The organism is Streptomyces sp. NPDC002795 (genome assembly GCF_042888725.1).
Lineage (GTDB): Bacteria > Actinomycetota > Actinomycetes > Streptomycetales > Streptomycetaceae > Streptomyces.
This window is the reverse complement of record NZ_JBIAQB010000001.1, coordinates 614,360-626,864: the sequence shown is the minus strand read 5'-3', so window position 1 is coordinate 626,864 and position 12,505 is coordinate 614,360. Positions and strand designations below refer to the sequence as shown.

Genomic DNA, 12,505 nt, shown 5'->3' with positions numbered 1-12,505 from the left:
TCGATCATGAACAACTCGGTAGGAAACACAGGCCGGTTGCTGTGGGCGGGGCTGCGCGCCCTGATCGTCCTGACCGTCGTGTGCGGAGTCGTCTACCCGCTCGCGGTCACCGGCATCGCCCAGGTGGCCTTCCACGACAAGGCCAACGGATCCGAGGTCAAGGCGGACGGCGAGGTCGTCGGCTCCTCCCTCATAGGCCAGACGTACCTCACCAAGGACGGCAAGCCCGACCTCGCGTGGTTCCAGCCGCGCCCCTCCAACGGCCTCGGCGAGAACAGCATCAATACGCAGTACAAGCTGATCCTCTCCGGCGCCACCAACCTCGCCGGTGACAACAAGGAGTTGGTCAAGCAGGTCGAGTCCGCCAAGGCCGCCGTCGTCAAGGACAACTCCACGGCCACGTACAAGGTGAAGCCCTCCGACATCCCCGCCGACGCCGTCACCTCCTCCGGCTCGGGCCTCGACCCGGCGATCTCCCCCGAGTACGCCGATCTCCAGGTGCACCGCATCGCGGAGCGGAACGACCTCTCCGTCGCTCAGGTCCACAAGCTCGTCGACGCGCACAAGGACGGCCGGGATCTCGGCTTCATGGGGGAGCCGAGGGTCAACGTCCTCGAACTCAACATCGCGCTCCAGCAGTTGACGGCGAAGAGCTGACGAGGACTCCACGAAGTCTGGTGGCCTGTGGCCTTACAGAACCGGCCGCGGGAGCCGGCGGACACCGGGACCCCGTCCCGGCCCGCCGGCTACCGCGGCCGCACAACGGAACATGACCGGAACGGGAACGGCATGACGCGCGTACTGGTGGTGGAGGACGACCCGCAACTCGTGCGGGCACTCGTGATCAACATGCAGGCGCGCAGGTTCGGCGTCGACGCGGCCCCCGACGGCGCCACCGCGCTCCGGCTGGCCGCATCCCGCCAACCGGACGTCGTGGTCCTCGATCTCGGCCTGCCCGACATGGACGGCGTCGACGTGATCAGGGCCCTGCGCGGCTGGACCCGCGTACCGATCATGGTGCTGTCCGCGCGCAGGGCGGCCGACGAGAAGGTGGCGGCGCTCGACGCGGGCGCCGACGACTACGTGACCAAGCCCTTCAGCATGGACGAACTGTTCGCCCGGCTGCGGGCCGCCGTGCGCCGCACCGAGGCGACGGCTCTCGCACCCGACACGGTCGTCGTCACCACGGACGACTTCACGGTCGACCTGGTGGCGAAGAAGGCACTGCGGGACAAGCGCGAGGTGCGCCTGACACCCACGGAGTGGCACCTGCTGGAGATCCTGGTGTGCAACCCCGGCCGGCTCATCAGCCAGAAGCAGTTGCTGCACGAGGTGTGGGGTGTCGCGCGGGGCAACAAGACCAACTACCTCCGTGTCTACATGGCCCAGTTGCGGCGCAAGCTAGAGGTCGATCCCTCGCACCCCCGTTACTTGATCACGGAGCCCGGCATGGGCTACCGCTTCGAGAATCCAGCGGGCTGACCCCCGTCTCACAGTTGGCCGGGGATCACGAGGATGACCCAGGTCGCGAGCGGGGCGATCACGGTCATGCTCAGACCCCATGTCATCAACCGCCGGAAGACGGTGTCCCGCATCTCCTCCGGTGCGCTGGCCACGGTCAGCGCGCCGCTGGTGGAGAACGGCGAGGAGTCCACCACGGAGGACGAGATCGCCAGGGCGCTGATCATCCCGATCGCTCCGATCTCGCCCCCGGCCAGGAACGGAACGGCCAGCGGAATGAGCGCGCCGAGGATGCCGGTCGTGGACGCGAACGCCGACACCACGCCACCGATCACGCAGATGAGCAGCGCCGACACCAGGGGCGTACCGAGGTCGCTGACGCTCTCGCCGGCCCACTTGATGGTGCCCATCTTGTCCATCAGGCTGACGTACATCACGATGCCGCACACCAGCAGGACCGTGGGCCAGGCGCAGCGCTCGACGGCTCCCTTCGCGGACGCGGGGGAGACGAGGCACAGGACCGCCGAGACCACGAAGGCCATCAGGCCCACGTCGAGGTCGAAGGCGAGCGAGCCGACGGCCAGGCTGATCACCCCGAGCACGGTGAGCGCGCGGACGGGGGTGAGCCGGTGGATCTCCTCCTCGACTCCACCGGATGCCGGGACCGGGACCGGAACCGGGGCGGGTGCCGGGGCCGTCGCGGTCGCGGTGGCGCCGGAGGTGCCGTCGGTCGTGGGGGCCGGTGGAGTGGATGTCCGGTCGGCGGCGGTGGCTTGCGCGGGGACGCCTCCGCCACCACCCGTGCCACCCTCGTCGGCCGGCTTCCCGGACGGGCTCTCCGCTCGGCGGCCGATGAGCCCCCGGCCGCCGAACAGGAAGAAGACGATCACGCTCAGCGCCAGATTGAAGAGGAACGAGGTCAGGAAGAGCATGCCCTCGCTGCCGGGCAGGTCCTCCCGCTGCACCACGCCGTTGGTGATGGTGCCGAAGATGCTGATCGGCGAGAAGCCGCCCGCACTGGCGCCGTTGATGATGAGCAGGCCCATCAGGATCGGGTTGATCTTGTGGCGCACGGCGAAGCCCATGCCGATGGGCGCCATGATGCCCACCGCGCCGGGGACGACCGCTCCGGAGGCCGTCAGTGCCCCCGTGATCAGAAACATCACCCACGGGATGAGGGCGATTCTGCCGCGCACGGCACGCGTCGAGGCCTGGACGAGCCAGTCCACGGTGCCGTTGTTCTTGGCGATCGCGAACAACAGTGTGACGCCGACGAGCACCACGAACAGATCGCCGGGAAAACCGGCGAAGAGCTCGTCCGCCGACTCACCGGCGACCGCGGTGCCGACGACGAACGCGGCGACGATGGCGATGACGCCCATGTGCACCTTGGAGAAGGTTGCAATGACGAACACGAGCACAAGGCCGATGATGGAGATGACTTGGTCTGACACGAGGCTTCCTCGCCTTCGGTCGGTGGTCACCACACATTCAGGACATTCCGGAATCCGGAATCTGCGTTTCGGGGCTGGGGCGAGAGTATGGAATGTGTCTGATGGCGCGTCAAGACACCTTGCACATCAGGAGATTCGGGCGCTGATGGCCCGCGCCGCCTCCTGTACCAGGTCACCGAAGGTGGCGGACGCGTCCTCGGTCATCCGGCTCGTCGGCACATTGACGCTGACGCTGGCCACCGGCAGGCCCTCCGCCCCGAGCACGGCGGAGGCCACCGCCGAGACATCCGCGCGCCACTCGCCCGAGTTCGTCGCGTAGCCGCATGCCCTGATCTCCCGTACCTCCGCGAGGAGTTGCTCCCGGTCGGTGACGGTGGTGCCGGTGTAGCGCGGCAGCCCCTCGTCGAGGTAGCGCACGACCGCGTCGTCGGGGTCGGCGGCCAGCACCGCCTTGCCGTTGGCGGAGGCGTGCATCGGCAGGTCCTGGCCGAGCGGCAGGATGATGCGTACGGCCTTGCTCGTCTGGAGCCGCTCGACCAGCAGCACCCTGCCGCCCTCGCGCACCGCCAAGTGGACCGTCTCGTCGGTCTGTTGGCGCAATTCCTCCATCACGGGGAGCGCGGCGTCACGGAGCCCCAGCTCGTCGGTGGCGTGCCGTCCGACGTGCAGCGCCTTGGTGGTCACCACCCAGCGGGTGGGGGTGCCTCCGGCGGGGCGGATCCAGCCGGTGGTGTGCAGGGTGACGAGCGAGCGCTGGACGGAGCTCTTCGGCAGGTCGAGGGCCCTGGCCAGGTCGGCGACGCCGACGGGCTGCCGGGCGGCCACTTCCTCAAGCGTCCGCAGGGTGTTGGCCACGTTCTGCATCATCGCGAGTCCTCACGCATCCGTTGGTCCCAACCAGCGACCCGTACGCGGCCGTTGACGCGTCGGCGACGGGAAGCCTACGCTCCACGTGCCGCTTCACGGTACGGCGTGCCATCTCACGGCACAACACCCTTGAGGAGTCGACCGCATGACGCTCCGCACCGGCCGCCACTTCCTACAGATCCCCGGCCCCACCAACGTCCCCGACCGGGTACTGCGCGCCATGGCGGCGCCCACCATCGACCACCGCGGCCCGGAGTTCGCCGACCTGACGAAGCGTCTGCTCGACGCCCTGAAACCGGTGTTCGGTACGGCGGGGCCCGTCGTCGTCTACCCCGCCTCCGGCACCGGAGCCTGGGAGGCCGCGCTGGTCAACACCCTCAGCCCCGGCGACCGGGTGCTGTCCTTCGAGACCGGACACTTCGCGGCGCTCTGGCGCGAGATGGCCCGCGGCCTCGGCCTGGACGCCGATACGGACGCCCTGCCCGGTGACTGGCGCCACGGCGCGGACCCGGAGGCGCTCGCCGAGCGGCTCGCCGCGGACACCGACCACCGGATCAAGGCGGTGTGCGTCGTCCACAACGAGACATCGACCGGCGTCACCAGCCGCATCCCCGAACTGCGCGCGGCGATCGACGCCGTGGGCCACCCCGCCCTGCTGTTCGTCGACACCATCTCCTCGCTCGGCTCCATCGACTACCGGCACGACGAGTGGGGCGTCGATGTCACCGTCGCCGGCTCGCAGAAGGGGCTGATGCTGCCGCCGGGCCTCAGCTTCAACGCCGTCAGCGACAAGGCCCTCGCGGCCTCCCGGACCGCCCGCCTCCCCGCCTCCTTCTGGCGCTGGCAGCCGGTCATCGACGCCAACGCCAAGGGCGCCTTCCCGTACACACCGGCCACCAACCTCCTCTACGGCCTGGACGAGGCACTGCGTATGCTGGAGGAGGAGGGCCTGGGGAGCGTCTTCGCCCGGCACGCCCGCCATGCCGCCGCCACCCGCGCCGCGGTGCGGGGCTGGGGACTTGAGGTGCTGTGCGCCGACGAGCGCGAGCACTCCGGCTCGCTCACCGCCGTCCTGATGCCCGAAGGTCACGACGCCGACAAGCTCCGCAAGATCATCCTGGAGCGCTTCGACATGTCACTCGGCTCCGGCCTCGGAAAACTCGCAGGCCGTGTCTTCCGCATCGGCCACCTCGGCCACTTCAACGACCTGACCCTCGCGGGCACGCTCGCCGGCGTACAGATGGGCCTCGAACTCTCCGGAGTCCCGGCCCAACGGGGCGGCCTCGAAGCGGCGTTGGACGTGCTGCGATGACGGCCCCCAGCGAAGTGCGCACCGCCGCCCGCGACCTCGAAGCCGCGCTCCGCCGTGACCTCGACGGCGAGGTCGCCTTCGACGACTACACCCGCCACCTCTTCTCCCGCGACGCCAGCATGTACGCGATAGAGCCGCAGGGCGTCGTCTTCCCCCGCCACGCCGACGACATCCGGGCCGCGGTCGCGGCGGCCGCCGAGCACGGTGTGCCGCTGGTGCCCCGGGGCGCCGGAACCAGCCTGGCCGGACAGACCGTGGGCCCCGGCCTCGTCCTCGACCTCTCCCGGCACATGCACCGCATCGTCGAACTCGACGCCGACGCGCGCACCGCACTCGTCGAACCCGGCGTAGTCCAGGACCAGTTGAACCGCGCCGCCGCGCAGCACGGCCTGATGTTCGGCCCGGACACCTCCACCAGCAACCGCGCCACCATCGGCGGCATGGCCGGCAACAACTCCGCGGGCAGTGGCTCGATCCGCTACGGCATGACCATCGACCACATACGGGAACTGGACGTCGTCCTCTCGGACGGCAGCACGGCCAGGCTCGCCCCCGTCGACGAGGCGGAGCGGGCCCGCCGCGCAGGACTCGACACCCTGGAGGGGCGGCTCTACCGTGAGCTCCCGAAGATCGTGGAAGCCCACGCAGAGTCGATCGCCACGGACTTCCCCGCGTACTGGCGACGCTCCGGTGGCTACCGCCTGGACCGGCTCCCCGGCTCCGGCGGCGATACCCCCTTCGACCTCGCGAAGTTCGTCGTCGGCTCGGAGGGCACCCTCGTCGTCGCCACCCGCGCTCTTGTCGACCTCGTGCCCAAGCCCGTCCGCACGGTCATCGCCGTCGGCCACTTCACCTCCGTCGCCGGGGCGATCGAAGCGACCGAGGACGCCCTCGGCCTCGATCCGGCCGCCGTCGAGATGATGGACCGGACGATCCTCGACCTGTCCCGGCAGAAGATCGAGTACGCCTCCCTCGGAAACATCCTCGAAGGCGACCCGGAGGCCCTGCTCTTCGTCAGCTTCACCGGCGACGACGAGGCCGAACTGGGCGGCCGGCTCCAGGAGTTGACCGCACTCTGGAAGAAGCACGGCCACGGCTACCACACGCTCCAGGCCGTCACCCCCGCCCAGCAGTCCGGGCTGCTCAAGGTCCGCAAGTCCAGCCTCGGGCTGCTGATGGCCGCGAGCGAGGGAACCCGGCGTCCGCTGGCCTTCATCGAGGACACCGCGGTCGACCCGCGGCACCTCGCCGCCTACACCCGCCGCTTCAAGCAGGTCCTGGACCGGCACGGCCTCGACGCCGGTTTCTACGGCCACTGTTCGGTCGGCTGCCTGCACATCAGGCCCTTCGTCGACGTCGCCGACCCCGCCCAGGTCAAGACGATGCGCGCGGTCGCCGAGGAGATCAAGGAGCTGGTACGGGAGTACGGCGGCGTCAACTCCAGCGAGCACGGCGACGGCCTGGCCCGCAGCGAGTTCAACCGCGAGCTCTACGGCGACGACCTGTACGAGGCGATGCGCGAGGTCAAGGGCCTCTTCGACCCGGAGAACCGGCTGAACCCCGGAAAGATCGTCGACGCCCCGGCCATGACCGAACACCTCCGCGACGCCGCTCTTCCGCCCGCGCCACCCCTGCGTACCCACCTCGACTTCGAGGTCGTCGGGGGCGGTGGCATGCGCGGCGCCGCCGACCGGTGCATGAACATCGGCCTGTGCCGCAAGAGCGACACGGGCGCCATGTGCCCCTCGTACATGGTCAGCAAGCACGAACACGACTCCACGCGCGGCCGAGCGAACGCACTGGTCAAGGCGCTCTCCGAGCCCGACCCGAAGGCGGCGCTCGGCGACGAGGGGCTGCACGAGGTCCTCGATCTGTGCCTGATGTGCAAGGCGTGCAAGAGCGAGTGCCCACTGGGTGTCGACATGGCCACCCTCAAGGCCGAGACCCTGGCCCACCACCACGAGCAGCACGGCACGCCGCTCCGGTCCCGGGTCTTCGGCGCCATCCGCCGCCTCAACCAGCTGGGTTCGGCGACCGCGCCCCTCTCCAACCTCCCTTTGCCGAGGCGGCTGTTGGAACGCGGACTCGGTATCGCCCGCGCCCGGCCGCTGCCCGTGTTCGCCCGACGCAACCTGGTGACATGGTTCCGGCGCAGGCCGGCGACGGTGGCGGGCAGTCAGGGCACCGTCACCCTCCTCGCCGACTCCTTCACCACCTACACCGACCCGTACGTCGGCCGCGCCGCCGTGGAACTCCTCGAACGGGCGGGCTGGCACGTGCAGTTGGAGAGCGGCGGCTGCTGCGGCCGCGCCGCCTTCTCCAAGGGGCTGCTCGACCAGGCGAAGGCACAGGCAGGCGATCTCGTGCACCGACTCGCGGACTCGGGGAACGGCCCCATCGTCGGCTGCGAACCCTCCTGCCTGCTGACCCTGCGCGACGAACACCGCGCCCTGCTGCCCGGCGACCCGGCCGTCGCGAACGTGTCCGGGCGGGTGAAGCAGCTGGAGGAGCTGCTCACCGAGGCCATCGACGACGGCAGGCTCCAGCTGCGGGACGACGCCGGGCCCGCGGGCCGCCGCATCCTCTTCCACGGCCACTGCCACCAGAAGGCCGAGGTCGGCACCGCCGCCACCGTCGCACTCCTCCAGCGCATCCCGGGCGCGGAGGTCGTCGAACTCGACGCCGGATGCTGCGGGATGGCGGGCTCCTTCGGCTTCGAGGCGGAGCACTACGACACATCCATGGCGGTCGGCGAGGACCGGCTCTTCCCCGCGGTCCGGGCCGAACCGGACGACACCGTGCTCGCCGCCACCGGTGTCTCCTGCCGCCAGCAGATCCACCACGGCACGGAACGCACGGCGGTGCACCCGCTCCAGCTGATACGGGAGGCGTTGCGATGACCGGCACCGCAGGTGCGCTGGACGGCGTCCGCGTCCTCGACCTCACCCAGGTCATGGCGGGCCCGTACTGCACGATGCTCCTCGCCGACCTCGGCGCGGACGTCATCAAGATCGAGTCACCGGACGGCGGCGACCAGACCCGCACCTCCATGGGCACACCACGGCCCGGCAGCGACACCCCCGCCTTCCACGCCCTCAACCGCAACAAGCGCAGTGTCACCCTCAATCTGCGCACCGACGCCGACCGCGCGGAGTTCTTCCGGCTCGTCGCCGACGCGGACGTCGTCGTGGAGAACTTCCGGCCCGGTGTCACCGACCGTCTCGGTGTCGGCTACGAAGCCGTCCGCGAGGTGCGGCCCGACATCATCTACGCGTCGATCTCCGGCTTCGGACAGTACGGCCCGTACGCCGATCGGCCCGGCTACGACCTCATCGCGCAGGGCATGGCGGGCGCCGTCAGCGTCACCGGCGACCCCGACGGACCGCCGGTCAAGTGCGGACTGCCCGTGGGCGACCTCGGCGCGGGCATGCTGTGCGCGCTGAGCATCGCCGCCGCGCACGTGCACCGGCTGCGCACGGGGGAGGGTCAGTACCTCGAAACCTCGCTGTACGAAGCGGTGTTGGCGATGTCGGTGTGGGAGTCGGTCGAGTACTTCGCCGGTGGCGAGGCCCCGCAGCGCCTCGGCTCCGCGCACCGCATGTCCGCGCCCTACCAGGTGGTCCGCACCAAGGACGGCCACGCCACCGTCGCCGCGAACAACCAGCGGCTGTGGCTGCGGCTGTGCGAGGCACTCGACCTCCAACACCTCGCGGACGACGAGCGGTTCGCGACCAACACCGACCGGATGGGCCACCGCGCCGAACTGATCGCCCTCCTCGAAGGCCGGCTCGCGGCGACCAGCACCGAGGAGTGCGTCGCCCAACTCCTCGCCGCAGGCGTCCCCGCAGGGCCGATCCTCGACTACGGGCAGATCCTGGAGCACGACCCGCACGCGCGGGCCCGCGGCATGGTCGAGGAGTACGACCACCCGGTCGACGGCCGCAGTCGCGTCGTCGGCTTCCCGGTGAAACTCGCCCGCACCCCGGCGACGTTGCGCCGCCACCCGCCGCTGCTCGGCGAGCACAATGAAGAACTCATCGGAAAGGGGCCGGAGTTGACGGCAGACGACGACGCGGGCGGCGGCTCCGTCACCTGGACCCGCCACCCGGTCCCCGGAACCGACATGTACGCCGCCCACCTCACCCTCGCCAACCCCGAGCGACGCAACGCCCTGACCCTGCGCATGTACGACCAGCTGGAACGCGCCTGCCAGGAGATCGACGCCGACCCCGACATACGGCTCACGGTGCTCCGCGGAGCGGGTGGGCGGGCGTTCGCGGCCGGCACCGACATCCGCGAGTTCCGGGACTTCGCGAGCGGCGAGGACGGCGTCGCGTACGAGCGCCGTGTCGGCCTCGCCGTCGACCGGCTCGCGGGGCTGCGGATGCCCGTCGTCGCCGCGGTCGAAGGCCCGGCGGTCGGCGCGGGCAGCGCCCTCGCGAGCTGCTGCGACGTGGTGGTGTGCACCCCGGACGCGGTCTTCGGCGCCCCCATCGGCCGCACGCTCGGCAACTGCCTTTCCCCCGCCGTGATCTCCCGCCTCTACGCGGGACTCGGCCGCGCCCGCACGCTGCGGTCCCTCCTCGCCGCCCGCCTGATCACGGCCACGGAGGCGTACGAGTCCGGTTTCGTGGCGGACATCGTCGACCCCGCCGACCTGGACGCATGCCTCGCCGAGCTCACGGCGGACATCGCCCGCTGCGCCCCGCTCACCCTGGCGGCCCTGAAGGAGGCGGACCGCCGCGTCCTGGCCGCCTCCGCCCCCGGCCACGCCGAGGACCTGTACGTCCGCGTCTACGGCAGCCGCGACTTCGGGGAAGGTGTGTCGGCGTTCCTCGACAAGCGGAAGCCGGAGTGGGAAGGGCGGTAGGGAGGTAGGGCTGTAGGGCCGTAGTCCGGGCCCGTCACCAGTGCGTCACCAGCGCGTCAGCATCGCCGCGTTCGCCGTCAGCGTCCCGTCAGGACGGCCCGGGGGCGGGGGAGTGCGGGCATAGCGTCCTTGGCGAGCCACCATCCCCGGACTCTCCAGGAGACACCCCATGGCGCGACCCGTGAGCGACGAAGACCCGGAACCCTCCGAACGGTTCCCGGCCGGTCCCCTGTACGTCCCCGTCCGGCCGGGCCCGCTCGGCCACGCCGCCCGACTGTTCCGCACCCCGCTCGGTGACCGTACCGCCGTCGGCTTCACCTCCGAGCGCGCGCTGACCGCCACCCTCGGGGCGGGCCAGCCGTGGGTCCGGCTTGCCGAGCCCGCCCTGCGCACCATCACCGCGCCGCTCGGCGCCGCCACCGTCACCGTGGACCCGCAACTCTCCGCCCCCGCCCCCGCCCCGGGCCCGCACCGCCGCACGCGGAACCCGCGGACGAGCGGCGCGCTCCGGGGAGCCGGGATCGCCGCCCTCGTCATGGCGCTGTCGTACTGGACCGGCTGAGGAAGGGCGAGGACACCATGACCACCATTCACGAACCTGTCACCACCACCACGCCCCCCGACGACCTGTCGGTGTGGCCGCACTCCACCACCGAACGGCACCCCGGCGAAGCAGCCGTCGGCGGTGTGTCGCTCGCGGAGGTCGCGGGCCGCTACGGCACCCCCGTGTACGTCCTCGACGAGGGCGAGGTCCGCCGCCGCTGCCGCGCCTACCGCGACGCCTTCCCGGAGGCCGAAGTCCACTACGCGGCCAAGGCGTTCCTCTGCCGGGCGATGGCGCACTGGGTGTCGGACGAGGGGCTCGGCCTCGACGTGTGCTCCGCCGGTGAACTGGAACTCGCCGTCGCCGCGGGCTTCCCCGCCGACCGGATCGTCCTGCACGGCAACGCCAAGACGCCGCACGACCTGAAGCGCGCCCTCTGGTACGGAGTCGGCCGCATCGTCATCGACAGCCCCTCCGAGATCGCCCGGATCGCCGCGGCGGTCGGCCCCGAGGGACACCAGAAGGTGATGGTCCGCGTGGTCCCCGGCATCAGCGCGGGCGGCCACGACAAGATCCGTACCGGCACTGAGGACCAGAAGTTCGGCCTCTCCATCAGCGACGGCTACGCCCAGCACGCCATCGCCCGCATCCTCGACCAGCCGCAGCTCGAACTCACCGGCCTGCACTGCCACTTGGGATCCCAGATCGCAGACGTCAAACCGTATCTGGCGGCGGTGCGCCGCATGGTGGGTCTGATGGCCCGCCTCAAGGATCAACACGGTCTCGTGCTCCCCGAGTTGGACCTCGGCGGCGGGCACGGCGTCGCCTACCGCCCCGGCGAGCCCGCCATGGACCTCACCCGCCTGGCCCACAAGGTCCGCGCCGAGCTGACCGAGGCGTGCGCGGCGGCCGGGCTCACCGTGCCGCGCCTGATCATCGAGCCGGGCCGGGCCGTCGTGGGGCCCGCGGGGGTCGCCCTGTACCACGTCGTGTCCGTCAAGCACACCGGTGGCCGCACCTTCGTCGCCGTCGACGGCGGCATGAGCGACAACCCGCGGCCCGCGCTCTACGGGGTGCGCTACGCGCCCCGTCTGATCGGCCGCAGGGGCAGCGCGGACCTCGCCCCGGCCACGGTCGTCGGCCGGCACTGCGAGGCCGGTGACGTGCTCGCCGCCGACGCCCGGCTCCCCGACGACGTGCGGGCGGGCGACCTGATCGCGGTCCCGGTGGCCGGCGCCTACCACCTCTCGATGGCCTCCGGTTACAACGCGGTCGGCAGGCCGCCGGTGGTCGCCGTCCGCGACGGGCGCGCCCGACTCCTCGTACGCCGCGAGTCGTTGGAGGACATCCACAGCCGGGACGTGGGCCTGTAGGCCCGGCCCCGGCCGCCGCTGGTACCTGCTCCTCAGTCCTCCCAGCGCTTGCGCACGGCCGCCGCCGCCCCGGTCACCAATGCGTTCGGTGGGACGTCCTTGGTGACCACGGCGCCCGCGCCGACCACGGCACCGTGGCCGATCGTGACACCGGGCAGCACCGTGACCGACGCGCCGAGCCACGCGTTGGCCCCGATCGTGATGGGTGCTCGCGTGATGAACTCGGGGCGCTCGGACGCGCGGATCGGGTGGTCGGAGGAGATGAGGTTGGTCTTCGGCCCGATCAGCACGCCGTCGCCGAGGCGGATGCCGCCCTGGTCGAGGAACGTGCACCCCTGGTTCACGAAGACGTGCTCACCGAACTCGATACGCAGTCCGTGGTCGGTGTAGAAGGGCGGGTAGACGGTGACGGTGTCGGGCACCGGCTTGCCGATGATGTCGGAGAGCAGCGCCGCGCGTGCGGCCTTCTCGTCGAAGGGCAGGACGTTCAGCCGTGAGGTCAGCGTGGTGACGTACTCGATGCGCTCGGCCACGCGCGCGAACTCGGGTGTCTGGACGTAGAGGCGATTCTGATCGGGCATGGTCGCCATCCAAGCCACCAGCAGAAGCCCGGATCAAACAACG

At 71.0% G+C, this 12,505-nt stretch carries 10 protein-coding genes; 7 read left to right on the top strand and 3 right to left on the bottom strand.

Annotated elements, in window-relative coordinates; genetic code table 11:
• Window positions 1–6 precede the first annotated feature (6 nt).
• Together ACFYWS_RS02695 and ACFYWS_RS02690 are read left to right on the top strand one after the other, a co-directional pair.
• Window positions 7–657 (top strand): potassium-transporting ATPase subunit C, encoded by a 651-nt coding sequence (locus ACFYWS_RS02695; RefSeq protein ID WP_389268733.1) that lies wholly within the window; start codon window positions 7–9, stop codon window positions 655–657.
• A 132-nt stretch (window positions 658–789) separates the two neighbouring features.
• Window positions 790–1,482 carry a response regulator gene (locus ACFYWS_RS02690; RefSeq protein WP_389268731.1) on the top strand — a complete coding sequence of 231 codons (693 nt, stop codon included), beginning with the start codon at window positions 790–792 and terminating at the stop codon, window positions 1,480–1,482.
• 8 nt (window positions 1,483–1,490) lie between these two features.
• Here the strand turns inward: ACFYWS_RS02690 and ACFYWS_RS02685 are convergent, their stop codons facing one another.
• Window positions 1,491–2,915, bottom strand: a complete 1,425-nt coding sequence (locus ACFYWS_RS02685) for an SLC13 family permease (protein ID WP_389268729.1) — start codon at window positions 2,913–2,915, stop codon at window positions 1,491–1,493.
• Between the two features lie 126 nt (window positions 2,916–3,041).
• Entirely contained in the window at window positions 3,042–3,782 is a 741-nt protein-coding gene (locus ACFYWS_RS02680; RefSeq protein ID WP_389268727.1) for an IclR family transcriptional regulator, read from the bottom strand.
• Window positions 3,783–3,927: 145 nt separating this feature from the next.
• On the opposite strand from ACFYWS_RS02680, the gene ACFYWS_RS02675 reads away from it, so the two are divergent.
• The 5 genes from ACFYWS_RS02675 to lysA all read left to right on the top strand — a co-directional run bounded on the left by ACFYWS_RS02675 (window position 3,928) and on the right by lysA (window position 11,881).
• Window positions 3,928–5,094: a pyridoxal-phosphate-dependent aminotransferase family protein gene (locus tag ACFYWS_RS02675; RefSeq protein ID WP_389268725.1), complete on the top strand. Its 1,167-nt coding sequence runs from the start codon at window positions 3,928–3,930 to the stop codon at window positions 5,092–5,094.
• A complete protein-coding gene (locus ACFYWS_RS02670) occupies window positions 5,091–7,994 on the top strand; it encodes an FAD-binding and (Fe-S)-binding domain-containing protein (RefSeq protein WP_389268723.1) in 2,904 nt (967 codons plus the stop codon). Before ACFYWS_RS02675 ends, ACFYWS_RS02670 begins: the two co-directional genes overlap by 4 nt.
• A complete protein-coding gene (locus tag ACFYWS_RS02665; RefSeq protein ID WP_389268721.1) occupies window positions 7,991–9,964 on the top strand; it encodes an enoyl-CoA hydratase in 1,974 nt (657 codons plus the stop codon). The genes ACFYWS_RS02670 and ACFYWS_RS02665 overlap by 4 nt, the downstream gene beginning before the upstream one ends.
• A gap of 169 nt (window positions 9,965–10,133) precedes the next feature.
• Window positions 10,134–10,526 carry an SAV_915 family protein gene (locus ACFYWS_RS02660; RefSeq protein ID WP_389268719.1) on the top strand — a complete coding sequence of 131 codons (393 nt, stop codon included), beginning with the start codon at window positions 10,134–10,136 and terminating at the stop codon, window positions 10,524–10,526.
• Window positions 10,527–10,543: 17 nt separating this feature from the next.
• On the top strand, window positions 10,544–11,881 hold the full coding sequence (gene lysA, locus ACFYWS_RS02655) for a diaminopimelate decarboxylase (RefSeq protein ID WP_389268717.1): 1,338 nt from the start codon (window positions 10,544–10,546) through the stop codon (window positions 11,879–11,881).
• Between the two features lie 32 nt (window positions 11,882–11,913).
• Here the strand turns inward: lysA and ACFYWS_RS02650 are convergent, their stop codons facing one another.
• Complete coding sequence (locus ACFYWS_RS02650) at window positions 11,914–12,462, bottom strand: DapH/DapD/GlmU-related protein (RefSeq protein WP_389268715.1); 549 nt, start codon at window positions 12,460–12,462, stop codon at window positions 11,914–11,916.
• Window positions 12,463–12,505 lie beyond the last annotated feature (43 nt).